This window comes from Variovorax xiamenensis, assembly GCF_050916385.1.
Lineage (GTDB): Bacteria > Pseudomonadota > Gammaproteobacteria > Burkholderiales > Burkholderiaceae_C > Variovorax.
This window is the reverse complement of the sequence record NZ_CP139038.1, coordinates 6,656,108-6,672,939: the sequence shown is the minus strand read 5'-3', so window position 1 is coordinate 6,672,939 and position 16,832 is coordinate 6,656,108. Positions and strand designations below refer to the sequence as shown.

Annotated in this window: 19 protein-coding genes; 17 read left to right on the top strand and 2 right to left on the bottom strand. The window is 64.4% G+C overall.

The window, feature by feature from the left end:
* Positions 1–14 precede the first annotated feature (14 nt).
* Positions 15–1,196, bottom strand: a complete 1,182-nt coding sequence (locus tag SFB74_RS30685) for a magnesium transporter CorA family protein (RefSeq protein WP_432728146.1) — start codon at positions 1,194–1,196, stop codon at positions 15–17.
* A 20-nt stretch (positions 1,197–1,216) separates the two neighbouring features.
* Entirely contained in the window at positions 1,217–2,230 is a 1,014-nt protein-coding gene (gene hemB / locus SFB74_RS30680) for a porphobilinogen synthase (RefSeq protein WP_432728145.1), read from the bottom strand.
* A gap of 344 nt (positions 2,231–2,574) precedes the next feature.
* Here hemB and SFB74_RS30675 point away from each other — a divergent pair, with 344 nt between their 5' ends.
* The 17 genes from SFB74_RS30675 (at position 2,575) to rpsS (ending at position 16,825) form a co-directional block, all read left to right on the top strand.
* Complete coding sequence (locus SFB74_RS30675) at positions 2,575–3,003, top strand: CopD family protein (protein WP_176664998.1); 429 nt, start codon at positions 2,575–2,577, stop codon at positions 3,001–3,003.
* Between the two features lie 11 nt (positions 3,004–3,014).
* On the top strand, positions 3,015–4,154 hold the full coding sequence (locus SFB74_RS30670) for a VanZ family protein (protein ID WP_432728144.1): 1,140 nt from the start codon (positions 3,015–3,017) through the stop codon (positions 4,152–4,154).
* A 57-nt stretch (positions 4,155–4,211) separates the two neighbouring features.
* Positions 4,212–4,565: a (2Fe-2S) ferredoxin domain-containing protein gene (locus SFB74_RS30665; protein WP_093208502.1), complete on the top strand. Its 354-nt coding sequence runs from the start codon at positions 4,212–4,214 to the stop codon at positions 4,563–4,565.
* A 35-nt stretch (positions 4,566–4,600) separates the two neighbouring features.
* The gene (locus SFB74_RS30660; RefSeq protein ID WP_432728143.1) at positions 4,601–5,233 is read left to right on the top strand and encodes an alpha/beta hydrolase; all 633 of its coding nucleotides are present in this window, start codon (positions 4,601–4,603) and stop codon (positions 5,231–5,233) included.
* 40 nt (positions 5,234–5,273) lie between these two features.
* Positions 5,274–6,443: a D-alanyl-D-alanine carboxypeptidase family protein gene (locus SFB74_RS30655; protein ID WP_432728142.1), complete on the top strand. Its 1,170-nt coding sequence runs from the start codon at positions 5,274–5,276 to the stop codon at positions 6,441–6,443.
* A gap of 213 nt (positions 6,444–6,656) precedes the next feature.
* Positions 6,657–7,034: a 30S ribosomal protein S12 gene (rpsL, locus tag SFB74_RS30650; protein WP_013543948.1), complete on the top strand. Its 378-nt coding sequence runs from the start codon at positions 6,657–6,659 to the stop codon at positions 7,032–7,034.
* A 149-nt stretch (positions 7,035–7,183) separates the two neighbouring features.
* Positions 7,184–7,657 (top strand): 30S ribosomal protein S7, encoded by a 474-nt coding sequence (gene rpsG / locus SFB74_RS30645; RefSeq protein WP_007829591.1) that lies wholly within the window; start codon positions 7,184–7,186, stop codon positions 7,655–7,657.
* 96 nt (positions 7,658–7,753) lie between these two features.
* Entirely contained in the window at positions 7,754–9,853 is a 2,100-nt protein-coding gene (gene fusA, locus SFB74_RS30640) for an elongation factor G (protein WP_093208510.1), read from the top strand.
* A gap of 141 nt (positions 9,854–9,994) precedes the next feature.
* Positions 9,995–11,188 carry an elongation factor Tu gene (gene tuf, locus SFB74_RS30635; protein ID WP_093210122.1) on the top strand — a complete coding sequence of 398 codons (1,194 nt, stop codon included), beginning with the start codon at positions 9,995–9,997 and terminating at the stop codon, positions 11,186–11,188.
* 24 nt (positions 11,189–11,212) lie between these two features.
* Positions 11,213–11,527, top strand: a complete 315-nt coding sequence (rpsJ, locus tag SFB74_RS30630) for a 30S ribosomal protein S10 (RefSeq protein ID WP_007838118.1) — start codon at positions 11,213–11,215, stop codon at positions 11,525–11,527.
* A 152-nt stretch (positions 11,528–11,679) separates the two neighbouring features.
* Entirely contained in the window at positions 11,680–13,272 is a 1,593-nt protein-coding gene (locus tag SFB74_RS30625; protein WP_432728140.1) for a hypothetical protein, read from the top strand.
* 25 nt (positions 13,273–13,297) lie between these two features.
* Positions 13,298–13,840 carry a hypothetical protein gene (locus SFB74_RS30620; RefSeq protein ID WP_432728139.1) on the top strand — a complete coding sequence of 181 codons (543 nt, stop codon included), beginning with the start codon at positions 13,298–13,300 and terminating at the stop codon, positions 13,838–13,840.
* A 236-nt stretch (positions 13,841–14,076) separates the two neighbouring features.
* The gene (rplC, locus tag SFB74_RS30615; RefSeq protein ID WP_125952641.1) at positions 14,077–14,757 is read left to right on the top strand and encodes a 50S ribosomal protein L3; all 681 of its coding nucleotides are present in this window, start codon (positions 14,077–14,079) and stop codon (positions 14,755–14,757) included.
* Positions 14,757–15,377 (top strand): 50S ribosomal protein L4, encoded by a 621-nt coding sequence (gene rplD / locus SFB74_RS30610; RefSeq protein WP_019657681.1) that lies wholly within the window; start codon positions 14,757–14,759, stop codon positions 15,375–15,377. Before rplC ends, rplD begins: the two co-directional genes overlap by 1 nt.
* Positions 15,374–15,709, top strand: coding sequence for a 50S ribosomal protein L23 (gene rplW / locus SFB74_RS30605; RefSeq protein ID WP_093206293.1), 336 nt, complete (start codon positions 15,374–15,376; stop codon positions 15,707–15,709). Before rplD ends, rplW begins: the two co-directional genes overlap by 4 nt.
* A 2-nt stretch (positions 15,710–15,711) precedes the next feature.
* Positions 15,712–16,536, top strand: a complete 825-nt coding sequence (rplB, locus tag SFB74_RS30600) for a 50S ribosomal protein L2 (protein ID WP_176669033.1) — start codon at positions 15,712–15,714, stop codon at positions 16,534–16,536.
* 10 nt (positions 16,537–16,546) lie between these two features.
* A complete protein-coding gene (gene rpsS / locus SFB74_RS30595; RefSeq protein WP_007838132.1) occupies positions 16,547–16,825 on the top strand; it encodes a 30S ribosomal protein S19 in 279 nt (92 codons plus the stop codon).
* Positions 16,826–16,832 lie beyond the last annotated feature (7 nt).

Below are 16,832 nucleotides of genomic sequence, written 5' to 3'. Positions count from 1 at the left end.
TTGGCGCGACGTATTCAGCGTGTGCGAGCGAGGTAGCGCTTGCGCCAGAAGATCACGACCAGCAGCACGGCGATGACCAGCATCGACGTCATCGCGATCCAGAAGCCGTCGGCCTTGTGCACCAGCGGGATGAACTCGAAGTTCATGCCGAAGATGCCCGCGATGAGGTTCAGCGGCAGGAACACGGCGGTGAGCACCGTCAGCACCCGCATGATGTCGTTGGCGCGGTGGCCCTGGACGCTGAAATGCATCTGCACGGCGGTCTCGGCGTTCTGCTCCAGCCGGTGCACGTGGTGCACCACGCGCTCGATGTGCTCGAGCACGTCGCGGCTGCGGATCATGATGAGTTCCCGCTCGCGCTGCTCCGTCTCGCCCTTGGGCACGGGGAGTGTTTCCAGCGAGTCGATCCAGTCCTGCATGGCGGCGCGCTGGTCTTCGCAGATCTCGTCCAGGTGGTGCAGCGACTGGCGCGCCTCCATCAGCGCGCCCCAGTTGGTGAAGCGGCTGCGCGGGTCGATCAGCTCGGTCTGCCAGTGGTCGAGCTGCTTGGTGAGCTCGCGCCGCAGGTCTAGATACCCGTCAACGATCTGGTTGATGACGCGCAGCATCAGGTCCGAAGGGCTGGTAGGCAGGCGGGCCGAGGTGGCGCGCACGTCGAGCGCCGGGGCTCCGCGGTCGTCGCTCGAGGCGGCAGCCAGCAGCCGCGCGGCGAAGGCGTCGCGCACCGCGCCATCTTCGGGGTGCACCGACAGCAGCACGCGGTCGAACACCGCGAAGCCGACCGGCCGAGTGTCGACACGGCGCAGCACGGGCGGGCCGCTGCGGGGCTGGCGAGGAGGTGTGGCCGGGGCTGGTGCCGGCGGGGGCGCCTCGTTGGTGTTGCCCTTGCCGTTGCCCAGCGCCGCCTGGCCCTGGCCGTTGGCCAGCCGCCGGAACACCAGCACGTCGTACAGCGAGGTGTAGTCGTAGTGCGAGGGCAGCTGGTCGTTGAGCAGGTCGGCCACGTGCAGGTCGACCAGCTGCGTCATGCACAGCGTCTGCAGGATCTGCTGAACTTCGGCCAGCGAGGCCCGGAATTCCTCCCGCGTGAGCGAGATCCAGAGATAGCCGCTGGCGCCGCAGGCGCCCGGTACGGCCAGCGGCGCCAGCGCGGCGTGTTCGCTGACCTGCGAACGGTTGATTTCGAAGATGCGCATGCCCGGTTGCCGGCGCGCTGTTACTTCTGCAGCAGGCGCGCGGCGTCGAGCGCGAAGTACGTCAGCACGCCGTCGGCGCCGGCGCGCTTGAAGGCCAGCAGGCTTTCGAGCACCACGGCATCGTGGTCGAGCCAGCCGTTCTGGGCGGCGGCCTTGAGCATGGCGTATTCGCCGCTCACCTGGTAGGCGAAGGTGGGCACGTGGAACTGGTCCTTCACCCGGCGCACGATGTCGAGGTAGGGCATGCCGGGCTTCACCATCACCATGTCGGCGCCCTCGGCGATGTCGATGGCGACTTCGCGCAGGGCCTCGTCGCTGTTGCCCGGATCCATCTGGTAGACCTTCTTGTTGCTCTTGCCGAGCGTGGCGGCGGAGCCCACGGCGTCGCGGAAGGGGCCGTAGAAGGCGCTGGCGTACTTGGCGCTGTAGGCCATGATGCGCGTGTGGATGTCGCCGCAGGCCTCCAGCGCGTTGCGGATGGCGCCGATGCGGCCGTCCATCATGTCGCTAGGGGCGACGATGTCTACGCCGGCCTGCGACTGGGCGAGCGCCTGCTTCACCAGCACCTCGACGGTCGCGTCGTTCAGGATGTAGCCGGTGTCGTCGAGCAGGCCGTCCTGGCCGTGGCTGGTGTAGGGGTCGAGGGCGACGTCGGTCATCACGCCCAATTCGGGAAAGCGCGCCTTGAGGGCGGCCACCACGCGGGGAATCAGCCCGTCGGGGTTGAAGGCTTCGCGGCCGTCGGGCGTCTTGAGGCTGGCGTCGATCACCGGGAACAGGGCCATCACCGGGATGCCGGCCGTCACGCACTGCTCGGCCACGGGCAGGAGCAGGTCGAGGCTCAGGCGGTCGACGCCGGGCATCGAGGAGACGGCATCGCGGCGTTTCTCGCCTTCTTGGACGAATACCGGGTAGATCAGGTCATTGACCGTCAGTGAGTGCTCTCGCACCAGGTTGCGGGTGAAAGCGTCGCGGCGCAGGCGCCGCGGCCGCCCGGCGGGGAACATGGCCAGGGGGGAAGATGATGACGTCATATATCCAAAATTGTGCCCCAAGCGGTTGTTTACAGGCTCCTTGGCACGGGCGTTCGGTTGTCGGACAACTACGGAAATTCGTAGAACCAAGGTTCTCAGTTTTTTGCTTTAAATGTCAAAGAAAGTGCCCCAGTCGCTTGAAACCTTGTTTCGTCTTTGTTAAATTCTGAAGCGGGCGGCTTGCCGCTCCCCGCTTTTCCTCCCTGAGCGGGTGCCTTGATGTGTGACAGCAAAAGGGCTTCCCAGCCCGACGTGAAGACGTCGGGCTTTTTTTTGCCTGTCATACGAGTAGGCCGCCCCAAAACAGGGCCATGCCGCAGAGAGGGCGCCACTAAACTGCCGCCATGCTCTGGGTCAAATCTCTCCACATCGTCTTCATCGCAAGCTGGTTCGCGGGGCTGTTCTACCTGCCGCGGATATTCGTCAACCTGGCGATGGTTCCACCCGAATCGGTAGCGGAGCGCGAGCGCCTGCTGCTCATGGCACGCAAGCTCCTGAGGTTCACGACTTTCCTGGCGGTTCCGGCGATCGGCTTCGGCCTGTGGCTCTGGCTGGGATACGGCATCGGGCGCGGCCCGGGCAACGGGTGGATGCACGCCAAGCTGGCGCTGGTGCTGGTGGTGATCGGCTATCACCACGGCTGCGCCGTGCTGCTGCGCCGCTTCGCGGCCGGCGAGAACCGCCGCAACGACCGCTGGTTCCGCTGGTTCAACGAACTGCCGGTGCTGCTGCTGCTGGGCATCGTGATCCTGGTGGTCGTCAAGCCGTTCTGAGCCGCGCACCGGTGTCCACGGTGGATCGGCCGCAGCACAAGTCCGCCGCGCTCCCGCTGGCGCTCGCGTACGGGGCGCTGATCGTCTACGCCAGCCTCTATCCGTTCGCCGACTGGCGCGACCAGGGGATCGCGCCCTGGGCGTACCTGTGGGCGCCCTGGCCCAAGTACTGGACGGGCTTCGATTTCGCGGTCAACGTCGCGGGCTACGTTCCCTTCGGCTTCCTGTGCGCCCTGGCGGTGCTGCGGACGGGGCGGGCCGCGGGCGTCCGGCATGCGGTACTGCGCGCCACCGTGGCGGGAGCGGCGGTTTCCTTCACCATGGAGACGCTGCAGAGCTACCTGCCCGCGCGCATCCCGTCGAACGTGGACCTGGGGCTCAATACGGCGGGCACCCTGGTCGGTGCCGTGCTGGCGGCGGGGCTCGAGCGGCTGGGGGCGGTCGCGCACTGGAGTCGCGCGCGCTCGCAGTGGTTCGCCGAGGACTCGCGCGGCGCGCTGGTGTTGCTGGCGCTGTGGCCTTTCGCACTGCTTTTTCCGGCGGCAGTCACCTTCGGGCTGGGGCAAGTGTTCGAGCGGCTCGAGGTGGCGATTTCCGAATGGCTGCTCGACACGCCTTTCATCGACTGGCTGCCGCTGCGCCAGTTCGAACTCGAGCCGCTGGTGCCGGCGGTGGAACTGCTGTGCGTGATGCTGGGGGCTCTGGTGCCGTGCCTGCTGGGTTATCTCGTCGCGCGCTCGGTGGTCCAGCGCGCGGTGCTGCTGCCGCTGACGCTGCTGGCCGGCATCGCGGCCTCGGCGCTGTCGGCGGCGCTGAGCTACGGGCCGGAGCACGCCTGGGCGTGGCTGGGGCTGCCGGTACAGGTCGGCATGGCTGCGGCTTTCTTCGCCGGCGTGCTGCTGCTGTTCGCGCCGCGCCGCCTGTGCGCGGCGCTGCTGCTGATGGGGCTGGTGCTGCAGCTGAGCCTGCTGAACCAGGCCCCCGAGAGCGCGTACTTCGCGCAGACCCTGGCCACCTGGGAGCAGGGGCGCTTCATCCGCTTCCACGGGCTGGCGCAGTGGCTGGGCTGGGTGTGGCCCTACGCGGTGCTGGTCTATGTGGTGGTGGCCGTGTCTCGTCGCGGGCGGCCCGGCTCGGCCACGACGGCCTGAGGGGCCGGATTGCTCGGCTGGAGCGAGGGTGAAGAGGGTGGTCACTAAAATCCGCCGATGCCCAGCTCCACCCCAGCCGCTCCGTCCGGCTACTACGGCCGCCATATCTTCTTCTGCCTGAACGAGCGCAAGAACGGCGAGGACTCCTGCGCCATGCACAACGCTCAGGAAGGCTTCGACCGCTGCAAGGCGAAGGTCAAGGAAGAGGGGCTATCGGGGCCGGGCAAGGTGCGCGTCAACAAGGCAGGCTGCCTCGACCGCTGCGCGGGCGGGCCGGTGGCCGTGGTGTACCCCGAGGCCGTCTGGTACACCTTCGTCGACAGCGAGGACATCGACGAGATCGTCGAGTCGCACCTGAAGAACGGCCAGGTCGTCGAGCGGCTGCTGCTGCCCCCGAACGTCGGACGCTGAACTTTTACGCCGGCCCTCTGCTCGTACCTGCGCCAATGAACTCCCAGACAGAAAAGATCAGCCTCCAGGGCGCCGCCGGCGCGATCGAGGTGCAGCGCGACCAGCCTGCGGGCACTCCGCGTGGCATCGCCGTCATCGCCCATCCGCATCCGCTGTTCGGCGGAACGATGGACAACAAGGTTGTGCAGACGCTCGCGCGCGCCTTCATCGCCTCCGGCTGGACCACGGTGCGCTTCAACTTCCGCGGCGTGGGCGCCAGCGAAGGCGTGCACGACGAGGGGCGCGGCGAGCTGGAAGACATGCTGAACGTCGTCGGGCAGCTCGCGCCCGAGGGGCCGCTGGCGATCGCCGGCTTTTCCTTCGGTGCCTTCGTCGCGAGCGGCGCCGTCGCCGGGCTCTGGGGCGAGCGCGAGATCCGGCAGATCGTGCTGGTCGGCACGGCCGCGGCGCGCAACAACGTCGCGACGCTGCCCGTCGAGGCGCACGAGCGCACGCTGGTGGTTCATGGCGAAGCCGACGACACCGTTGCCCTGTCCGCCGTGATGGACTGGGCGCGGCCGCAGTCACTTCCTGTCACAGTCATCCCCGGGGGCGGTCATTTCTTTCACGGACAATTGCCGCTCCTCAAGGGTCTGGTCGTCCGCCATCTGCGCGCGGACATCGCTTGAAAGCCTCCCGGGCTTGTTTTCGTCTCTTTCCGAACTCCCAATGAATCGTTTTCTTGGCGCGCTCCGCGCGCTGGTCTTTACCGCCGCCGCCTCCTTCAGCCTGATCGCCGCCGCCCAGATGCCGGCGCCGCCTGAAATTGCCGCGCGCAGCTATCTGCTGCTGGACGTGACGGCGAACCAGATCCTGGCCCAGAAGGACATCGACAGCCCGGTCGAGCCGGCCTCGCTCACCAAGCTGATGTCCGCCTACGTCGTGTTCGACGCGCTGCGGGCCAAGAAGATCACGCTGACCCAGACCCTGCCGGTCAGCCCGCGCGCCTGGAAGATGCCCGGCTCGCGCATGTTCATCGACCCCAAGATGCAGGTGCCGGTGGAAGACCTGATCAAGGGCCTCATCGTGCAGTCGGGCAACGACGCCACGGTCGCGCTGGCCGAGGGCGTGGGCGGCACGGTGGAGCACTTCGTCGAGATGATGAACGCCCAGGCCAAGGCGCTGGGCATGAAGAACACCACCTACAAGAATCCCGAGGGCCTGACGGCGCCCGGCCACACCACCACGGCCCGCGACCTGAGCATCCTGGCGACCCGCCTGGTGCGCGACTTCCCCGAGGAGGCCAAGTACTACGCGATCAAGAAGTACCGCTACCCGGGCACCCCGTCGACCAACGACACCAATCGCAACCTGCTGCTGTTCCGCGATCCGACCGTCGACGGCCTGAAGACCGGCCACACGGAAGCGGCCGGCTACTGCATGATCGCCACCGCCAAGCGCGACTTTCCCAACCTGACGGGCGGACGCCGGCTGCTGTCGATCGTTCTGGGCACCACGGGCGAAACCGTGCGCGCCAACGAATCGCAGAAGCTGCTGAACTGGGGCTACACGGCCTACGACGCTGTTCGCCTGTTCGACGGTGGCCAGCCGGCCGCCACCCCGGCGGTCTGGAAGGGCAAGGCCAACGTCCTGAAGCTGGGCCGTCCGGAGCCGATCGTTGTGGCGGTGCCGACGGGCATGGCCAACAAGATCAAGACCCAGGTGTCGCGCCCCGACCCGCTGGTGGCGCCGTTCACCAAGTACCAGGCGGTCGGCTCGCTCAAGGTCACGCTGGACGACCAGCCCCTGGCCGACGTGCCGCTCGTGGCCCTGGAGCCGGTCGAGCAGGCCGGCGTTCTCGGCCGCGCCTGGGACGCGCTGCGTCTCTGGATCAAGTAAGCCGGAGGCAGAAAAAAAGGAACGGAAAGGGCCGCCGAAGGACATCCGCGGCGGCCGACCTTGCCGTTTCAGGCTCGTTTGCTATACTCGTGGGCTTTTCGGAATTTTCCGAAGGGTTTCACGTTTTCGTCATTCCCGGCCTCCTTGAGTCACGACAAGGGTGGTTTCACAGCCAGGGCCGGGGCGTTTCTCGTTTTGGGGACTTTTTAATTCATGCCAACCATCAATCAACTGGTGCGTCAGGGTCGAACGGTCGAAAAGATCAATTCGAAGAGCCCTGCCATGCAGAACTCGCCGCAACGTCGCGGTGTCTGCACCCGCGTCTACACCACGACGCCGAAGAAGCCGAACTCGGCGCTTCGTAAAGTTGCCAAGGTCCGTCTGACCAACGGCTTCGAAGTCATTTCCTACATCGGCGGCGAAGGCCACAACCTCCAGGAACACAGCGTCGTGCTGGTTCGCGGCGGTCGTGTCAAGGACTTGCCCGGTGTGCGTTACCACATCGTTCGCGGTTCGCTCGACCTGCAAGGCGTGAAAGACCGCAAGCAGTCGCGTTCCAAGTACGGCGCGAAGCGTCCCAAGAAGGCTTAAGCCTTCCTGTCGTCAAAAACAAATGGTGTTCGGTTACCTTGGCGGGTAGATCGAACGAAGTGACCCACTGTCGGGTCGAGTAAGTGAGAGTCCTGACTGGCTCTCGCGGCCCCGGAAGCGGTGCCAACTGAAGCAAAGAGGTTAGAAAAATGCCACGTCGTCGCGAAGTCCCCAAACGTGAAATCCTGCCGGATCCCAAGTACGGCAATGTCGAGCTGTCCAAATTCATGAACGTGATCATGGAAGGCGGCAAGAAGGCTGTTGCCGAGCGCATCATCTACGGTGCCCTCGACTTCATCGAGAAGAAGAACCCGGACAAGGACCCCCTCGAGGCGTTCACCGTTGCCATCAACAACGTGAAGCCGATGGTCGAAGTGAAGTCGCGCCGCGTCGGCGGTGCGAACTACCAGGTGCCGGTCGAAGTCCGTCCCGTCCGCCGTCTCGCCCTGTCGATGCGCTGGATCAAGGAAGCTGCCCGCAAGCGCGGTGAGAAGTCGATGGCCCTGCGTCTGGCCAACGAACTGATGGAAGCCACGGAAGGCCGTGGCGGTGCCATGAAGAAGCGCGACGAAGTGCACCGCATGGCAGAAGCCAACCGGGCGTTCAGCCACTTCCGCTTCTAAAAATCAAACTTCGCTTGGGCGTTGGGTGTCGGGTTTCGGGCGTTGTGCCCGTGCCCGGGGCCCAGCGCTCAACGCATTTCAACCCGAAAGTAAATCATGTCCCGCAAGACCCCCATCGAGCGCTACCGCAACATCGGCATCTCCGCGCACATCGACGCTGGCAAGACCACGACGACCGAACGTATCCTGTTCTACACCGGTGTGAACCACAAGATCGGTGAAGTGCACGACGGTGCCGCCACGATGGACTGGATGGAGCAAGAGCAAGAGCGCGGTATCACGATCACCTCGGCTGCCACCACCTGCTTCTGGAAGGGCATGGCCCAGAATTTCCCCGAGCACCGCATCAACATCATCGACACCCCCGGCCACGTGGACTTCACCATCGAGGTGGAGCGCTCCATGCGCGTGCTGGACGGTGCCGTGATGGTCTATGACGCCGTCGGCGGCGTGCAGCCCCAGTCGGAAACCGTCTGGCGCCAGGCCAACAAGTACAAGGTGCCCCGTCTTGCGTTCGTCAACAAGATGGACCGTACCGGCGCGAACTTCCTGCGTGTTCGCCAGATGATGATCGACCGCCTGAAGGCCAACCCGGTCGTGATCCAGATCCCGATCGGCGCCGAGGACAAGTTCCAGGGCATCGTCGACCTCGTGAAGATGAAGGCCATCATCTGGGACGAAGACAAGGGCGTGACCTTCACCTACGGTGAGATCCCGGCCGACCTGGTCGATGTCTGCAACGAATACCACGAGAAGCTGGTCGAGGCCGCCGCCGAATCGAGCGAAGACCTCATGAACAAGTACCTCGAAGGCGAAAAGCTCTCCGAAGAGGAAATCAAGAAGGCTCTGCGCCAGCGCACCATCGCCGGCGAAATCCAGCCGATGCTTTGCGGCTCGGCCTTCAAGAACAAGGGCGTGCAGGCCATGCTCGACGCCGTGATCGAGTACATGCCCGCTCCGACGGACATTCCTCCGGTGGCTGGCACCGACGAAAGCGAAGCACCGGTGGTGCGCCAGGCCGACGACGAAGAGAAGTTCTCGGCGCTCGCGTTCAAGCTGATGACCGACCCCTTCGTCGGCCAGCTGACCTTCGTGCGCGTGTACTCGGGCGTGCTCTCCAAGGGTGACAGCGTCTACAACCCGGTGCGCGGCAAGAAGGAACGCATCGGCCGTATCGTGCAGATGCACGCCAACAATCGCGAAGAAGTCAGCGAAATCCGCGCCGGCGACATCGCCGCTTGCGTAGGCCTGAAGGAAGTGACCACGGGCGAAACCCTGTGCGATCCGGATTCCGTCGTGACCCTGGAGCGCATGGTGTTCCCCGAGTCGGTGATCTCGCAGGCCGTCGAGCCCAAGACCAAGGCCGACCAGGAAAAGATGGGCATCGCCCTGCAGCGCCTGGCGCAGGAAGACCCGTCGTTCCGCGTCAAGACCGACGAGGAATCGGGCCAGACCATCATCTCGGGCATGGGCGAGCTCCACCTCGAAATCATCGTGGACCGCATGAAGCGCGAATTCGGCGTGGAAGCCAACGTGGGCAAGCCGCAAGTGGCCTACCGCGAAACGATCCGCAAGACCGTCGAAGAGGCCGAAGGCAAGTTCGTTCGTCAGTCGGGCGGCAAGGGCCAGTACGGTCACGTTGTGCTCAAGATCGAACCCCAGGAAGCCGGCAAGGGCTTCGAGTTCGTCGACGCCATCAAGGGCGGTGTGGTTCCTCGCGAATACATCCCCGCAGTGGAAAAGGGCGTCGTGGAAGCACTGACGCAAGGCGTGCTGGCGGGCTACCCCGTCGTGGACGTCAAGGTCACGCTGCACTTCGGTTCGTACCACGACGTGGACTCGAACGAAATGGCGTTCAAGATGGCCGCCATCTTCGGCTTCAAGGAAGGTGCCCGCAAGGCCAACCCCGTGATCCTCGAGCCGATGATGGCCGTGGAAGTCGAGACGCCTGAAGACTACGCCGGCAACGTGATGGGCGATCTGTCGTCCCGCCGCGGCATGGTGCAGGGCATGGACGACATGGTCGGTGGCGGCAAGGCCATCAAGGCAGAAGTGCCGCTGTCGGAAATGTTCGGCTACTCGACCACGCTGCGCTCGATGTCGCAAGGCCGCGCCACGTACACGATGGAGTTCAAGCACTACGCCGAAGCTCCCCGTAACGTCGCCGAGGCCATCGTGGCCGCTCGCGCCAAGTAAGCTTTTCTGAACCAGGGGCCGCGCAGTGCGCGGCCCTTCCTGTCTGCGATCCGGTGCCGCCCTGTTCCCGTGCGGGGCGAACCAGCAACCGGATGCAGACATAAAACCAATACACGGGGCTGCTCTTTCAAGGATTGAAAAATGGCAAAAGGTAAATTCACCCGCACCAAGCCGCACGTGAACGTGGGCACGATCGGTCACGTCGACCACGGCAAGACCACGCTGACGGCTGCGATCGCAACGGTGCTGTCGTCGAAGTTCGGCGGCGAAGCCAAGGCCTACGACCAGATCGACGCTGCGCCTGAAGAAAAGGCCCGCGGCATCACGATCAACACCGCGCACGTCGAGTACGAAACGGCCAACCGTCACTACGCACACGTCGACTGCCCCGGTCACGCCGACTACGTGAAGAACATGATCACCGGCGCCGCCCAGATGGACGGCGCCATCCTGGTGTGCTCGGCCGCCGACGGCCCGATGCCCCAGACCCGTGAGCACATCCTGCTGGCTCGCCAGGTGGGCGTGGGCTACATCATCGTGTTCCTGAACAAGTGCGACATGGTCGACGACAAGGAACTGCTCGAGCTGGTCGAAATGGAAGTTCGCGAACTCCTCGACAAGTACGAATTCCCCGGCGACGACACCCCCATCATCCACGGCTCGGCCAAGCTGGCCCTGGAAGGCGACAAGGGTGAACTCGGCGAAGGCTCGATCATGAAGCTGGCCGAAGCCCTGGACACGTACATCCCGACGCCCGAGCGCGCCGTGGACGGCACGTTCCTGATGCCCGTGGAAGACGTGTTCTCGATCTCGGGTCGCGGCACCGTGGTGACCGGCGCCGTCGAGCGCGGCGTGATCAAGGTCGGTGAAGAAATCGAAATCGTGGGCATCCGCCCGACGGTCAAGACCACCTGCACCGGCGTGGAAATGTTCCGCAAGCTGCTGGACCAGGGTCAAGCCGGCGACAACGTGGGCGTGCTGCTGCGCGGCACGAAGCGCGAAGAAGTCGAGCGCGGCCAGGTGCTGTGCAAGCCCGGCTCGATCAAGCCGCACACGCACTTCACCGCCGAGGTGTACGTTCTGTCGAAGGACGAAGGCGGCCGTCACACGCCGTTCTTCAACAACTACCGTCCGCAGTTCTACTTCCGCACGACGGACGTGACCGGCGCGATCGAGCTGCCCAAGGACAAGGAAATGGTCATGCCCGGCGACAACGTCAGCATCACCGTGAAGCTGATCGCTCCGATCGCCATGGAAGAAGGTCTGCGCTTCGCTATCCGCGAAGGCGGCCGTACCGTGGGCTCGGGCGTCGTGGCGAAGATCCTCGACCTGTAAGAAGACGGGAGCAAAGGAATCACCATGGCTACCAAGCAAAAGATCCGCATCCGCCTGAAGGCATTCGACTACAAGCTGATCGACCAGTCGGCCGCTGAAATCGTGGACACCGCGAAGCGCACCGGCGCGATCGTCAAGGGCCCCGTGCCCCTGCCGACCCGCATGAAGCGTTTCGACATCCTGCGTTCGCCGCACGTCAACAAGACGTCGCGCGACCAGCTGGAAATCCGCACGCACCAGCGCCTGATGGACATCGTCGACCCGACCGACAAGACCGTGGACGCGCTGATGAAGCTCGACCTGCCGGCCGGCGTGGACGTCGAGATCAAGCTGCAGTAATCCATTCGGCTTCGCGCCGCAACTGCTGAGAAACCCGCCTGCAGAAATGCAGGCGGGTTTTGTGTTTTATGTCACGCGGATGTGGCATCCTCCCGTGCCGGCCGCCGTCAATCATCGAAGCGCCGGGTAGCTGAAACGAGGGCAGCACAACCATGAGACACCGCATCTCCTTTGCTTCGAGCCTTGTGGCTTGCATCGCAGCAGCAACGCTGCTGACCGCCTGCGGTGGTGGCGGAGGAGGAGGCGGCGGCGGTGGCATCCCGCTGTTGCCTATAGTCCCGACGACGCCGGTCGCGCTGAGCGGCACGGCTACCTACGAATCGGTGCCCAATCTCAATGGCCGCCTTGTGTATGCCGATACCGCGGTCAAGCCGGTGCGCGGGGCCTTCGTCGAGGTGCTCGACGCTGCCAGCGGCAATCAGCTGGCGACCACTTCCACCGACGACAACGGTGCCTATTCAGCGAGCGTTCCAGGAAATACGAATGTCATCGTCCGCGTGCGTGCCCAATTGACTCGCACCGGCGCGCTTCCGAGCTGGGATGTCACTGTTCGTGACAACACGCAGTCGAGCGCGATCTATTCCATGCAGTCCTCGGTGTTCTCCACGGGCGGCGCGGCGCTCACCCGCGACCTGCGTGCCGCCAGCGGCTGGGGCGGATCGAGCTACACGAGCCAGCGCGTGTCGGGGCCGTTCGCCATCATGGACACGGTCTACACGGCGATGCAGAAGGTGCTGACGGCCGCGCCGGCGACGGCGTTTCCCTCGCTGAAGGTGTTCTGGAGCGTCAACAACACGAATGCCAGCGGCAGCATCGCGCAGGGGCAGATCGGCACCACGTTCTTCATCGGCAGGAGTTCGGGCGCTGAAATCTACGTGCTCGGCAAGGAAGACGTGGATACCGACGAGTTCGACGCGCCGGTGATCGCGCACGAGTGGGGGCACTATTACCAGGCATCCTTCAGCCGCGATGACTCGACCGGCGGCGCGCACTCCACGAGCGAGCGCGTCGATCGCCGGCTGGCGTTCTCCGAAGGATGGGGCAATGGCTGGTCGGGCATCGCACTGGGGCGCAACAACTATGTCGACTCGGGCGGCCCGGGCCAGGCGCAGGGCGGCAACCTCGACCTCACGAGAGGGCCTGCCACCAACCCCGGCTGGTTCCGCGAATCCTCGATCCAGTCGATCTTCTGGAATCTGAACCAGCAGGTCGGGTTCAAGCCCATTCACGACACGATGACCAGTGTGCTGTTCAGGGGCGGCGCTCCGGTCACCTCGATTCATCCGTTCACGGCGGCGTTCAACGTGGCGGCGCCGAACAGTGCGTCGGCACTGGCAACGCTGCTTTCGGGCCAGAGCATCAGCACGGCCGCCAACGACGCCTACGGTGTGCAGGAAGGCAACAACGGCGGCTCGCCGACGGTGAACTACGTGCTGCCGATGTACAACCAGGCGACGGTCGGCACGGCCACCTCGGCCTGCGTGACCAACGCCGCGGACCCTCAGCGCGACGGAAACAAGCTTGGCAGCTTCTCCTATCTGCGCTTCACAGCGCCTGCCAACCGCAGCTACCAGTTCACGATCAGCCCGCCTGCAGGCGCCAGCCCCAACTTCGTGATCTACCGGGGCGGAGTCGTGAGCCGGAATACCAATTCGGTCAGCCTGTCGGCTGGCGACTATGTTCTGGTCGTCAACGATGTCAACAACGCCGCCGCGAGCACGTGCTTCGGCGTGCTGATTCAATAAACGGATAGCAGCGAGGAAGTCCGCCATGAACCTCCGTTCCAGCTCGATGATCGCCGCAACAGCATGCTTGGCGCTTGTTGCCGCATCCGCGTGTGCGGACAACGCGTCGACGCCGCGCACCGCCAAGGGCACGGCTTCGTCCAGCCATGCTGCGCCCATGACGGCTGCGGCGCGCAAGCCCAACGATTCCGGCGTCGCGATTCAATATCGGGTCGAGGGCGCGGCCAAGGTCGGCCGGTCGATTTCGGTCGTACTGCAATTCGACGGGGTGAGCGATGCGGCTGGCGCCACTGCGCGGCTGACGGTCGATGCCGGACTGACCTTGACCACGAGCAGCAACTTGACCCTGCCCGCCGGCCAGAGCACTACCGCGACTGCAACGGTAACCAGCGACCGCGAGGGCCTTGCCTACCTGAACGTCTTCGTCACGCAGAACGGCGCCATGAGCATCGTCGCCATCCCGATCCAGACCGGATCGAGTGCCCCCGCCATGAAGGCAGCGGGCGAGATGAAGTCGTCGGCCGAGGGCGAGAAAATCATCTCGATGCCGGCCAAAGAGCCGAAATAGGCGGAAAACCGCCCCGAAAACAGGCCTCCATGGCCTGAAAGCGCCGCAAATGATGGCGCTTGCGCTATGCCCGCGGTGCGGGCTATAATCGCTGGCTCTGCCCTTGTTGCGTCCGCATGGGTGCTATGCGGGCAGAGATTTATCAACCTTCTTCCGCTGTTCGGGGAAACCCGGCAAACGCTGTCGCCAATTGAAGTGGCAGCGGCGAAGGAAGCTTCCATTTTTGGAGAAAACAAATGAGTCTGAGCAACTCCCTCGGGTTGCTGGGCCGCAAGGTGGGGATGATGCGTCTCTTCACCGATGACGGGGACGCAGTTCCTGTCACGGTGGTGGATGTGTCCAACAACCGCGTGACCCAGATCAAGTCCCAAGAGACCGATGGCTACGTCGCCCTGCAGGTGACGTTCGGTTCGCGCAAGGCATCGCGCGTGACCAAGCCCGAAGCCGGCCACCTCGCCAAGGCGGGTGTCGAAGCTGGTGAAATCATCCAGGAATTCCGCGTTACCGCCGATACCGCAGGTCAGCACAAGGCTGGCGGCGTGATCCCGGTGGCAAGCGTCTTCTCCGTGGGCCAGAAGGTGGACGTGCAGGGCACTTCCATCGGCAAGGGCTACGCTGGCACGATCAAGCGTCACAACATGAGTTCGCAGCGCGCGTCGCACGGTAACAGCCGTTCGCACAACGTGCCCGGCTCGATCGGTATGGCGCAGGATCCCGGCCGCGTGTTCCCCGGCAAGCGCATGACGGGCCACCTCGGCGACGTCACCCGCACCACGCAAAACCTCGACGTGTTCCGCATCGACGAAGCACGCCAACTGCTGCTCATCAAGGGCGCGATTCCGGGTTCGAAGGGTGGCTTCGTCACCGTGCGTCCCGCCATCAAGGCCAAGCCGCAGGCTGCCCAAGGAGCGAAGTAATGGAACTCGAACTCCTGAACGAACAAGGCCAGGCCGCGTCGAAGTACGACGCTCCCGAGACCGTGTTCGGCCGTGACTACAACGAAGACCTGGTCCACCAGATCGTCGTTGCGTTCCAGGCCAACGCACGCCAAGGCACGCGCGCCCAGAAGGACCGCGAACAGGTCAAGCACTCGACCAAGAAGCCTTTCAAGCAAAAGGGAACGGGCCGCGCCCGTGCCGGTATGACTTCCTCGCCGCTGTGGCGCGGGGGCGGCCGGATCTTCCCGAACATGCCTGACGAAAACTTCTCGCAGAAGATCAACAAGAAGATGTACCGCGCCGGCATGGCGTCCATCTTCTCGCAGCTCGCTCGCGAAGGCCGTCTGGCCGTGGTCGACTCGATCAAGGTCGACTCGCCCAAGACCAAGCCGCTGGCAGCCCGTTTCAAGGCGATGAATCTCGAGTCCGTGCTCGTGATCGCCGAAGAAGTCGACGAAAACCTGTACCTTGCCTCGCGCAATCTGGTCAACGTTCTCGTGGTCGAACCCCGTTACGCCGATCCGGTGTCGCTGGTTCACTACAAGAAGGTGCTGGTCACCAAGGGTGCCGTCGACAAGCTCAAGGAGATGTTCGCATGAGCCGCGTGAACCCTACCGCCGCTGAACGTACGTTCGAAGAAGGCCGCCTGATGGCGGTGCTGGTCGCCCCGATCGTGTCCGAAAAGGCCACGATGGTCGGCGAGAAGTCGAACGCTGTCACTTTCAAGGTGCTGCAAGACGCCACCAAGCCCGAAATCAAGGCCGCTGTCGAACTGATGTTCAAGGTCGAGGTCAAGGGCGTGTCGGTGCTCAACACCAAGGGCAAGACCAAGCGCTTCGGCAAGTCCGTCGGCCGCCGCGACAACGTTCGCAAGGCTTATGTGACGCTGAAGGCCGGTCAAGAGCTCAACCTCGTCGGGGAAGGCGCTTAATCATGGCCGTCATCAAGATGAAACCCACTTCGCCGGGCCAACGCGGCGCGGTGAAGATCTCGCGTGACCACCTGTACAAGGGTGCTCCTCACGCAGCCCTGCTGGAACCCCAGTTCCAGAAGGCCGGCCGCAACAACAACGGCCACATCACGATCCGTCATCGTGGCGGCGGTGCCAAGCACCACTACCGCGTTGTCGACTTCGTGCGCAACAAGGACGGCATTCCGGCCAAGGTCGAACGCATCGAATACGACCCGAACCGTACCGCCCACATCGCTCTGGTCTGCTACGCCGACGGCGAGCGCCGCTACATCATCGCCCCGCGCGGTCTGGAAGCTGGTGCAACGCTGCTGTCGGGCGCCGAAGCCCCGATCCGCGCCGGCAACACTCTGCCGATCCGCAACATTCCGGTGGGTTCGACGATCCACTGCATCGAACTGCAGCCCGGCAAGGGTGCGCAGATCGCCCGTTCGGCCGGTACCTCGGCCACGCTGCTGGCCCGTGAAGGCGTCTACGCCCAGGTCCGCATGCGCTCGGGCGAAGTCCGCCGCATTCACATCGAATGCCGCGCGACCATCGGTGAAGTTGCCAACGAAGAGCACAGCCTGCGCCAGCTCGGCAAGGCCGGTGTGAAGCGTCACATGGGTATCCGCCCGACCGTTCGCGGCGTGGTGATGAACCCGGTCGACCACCCGCACGGTGGTGGCGAAGGCAAGACTGGCGAAGGCCGCCATCCTGTCGACCCGTGGGGCAATCTGACCAAGGGCTATCGCACCCGTAACAACAAGCGCACGCAGGTCTTCATCGTGTCGCGTCGCAAGAAGTAAGGGATAGCCAATGACTCGCTCTCTCAAGAAGGGTCCGTTCGTCGACCACCACCTCGTGGCCAAGGCCGACAAGGCCGTGACGACCAAGGACAAGAAGCCGATCAAGACCTGGTCGCGCCGCTCGATGGTTCTGCCCGAGTTCATCGGTCTGACCATCGCCGTGCACAACGGCAAGCAACACGTGCCTGTGTACATCACCGACCAGATGGTCGGCCACAAGCTCGGCGAATTTGCGCTCACGCGCACGTTCAAGGGGCACCCCGCGGACAAGAAAGTCCAGAAGAAGTAAGGAACGA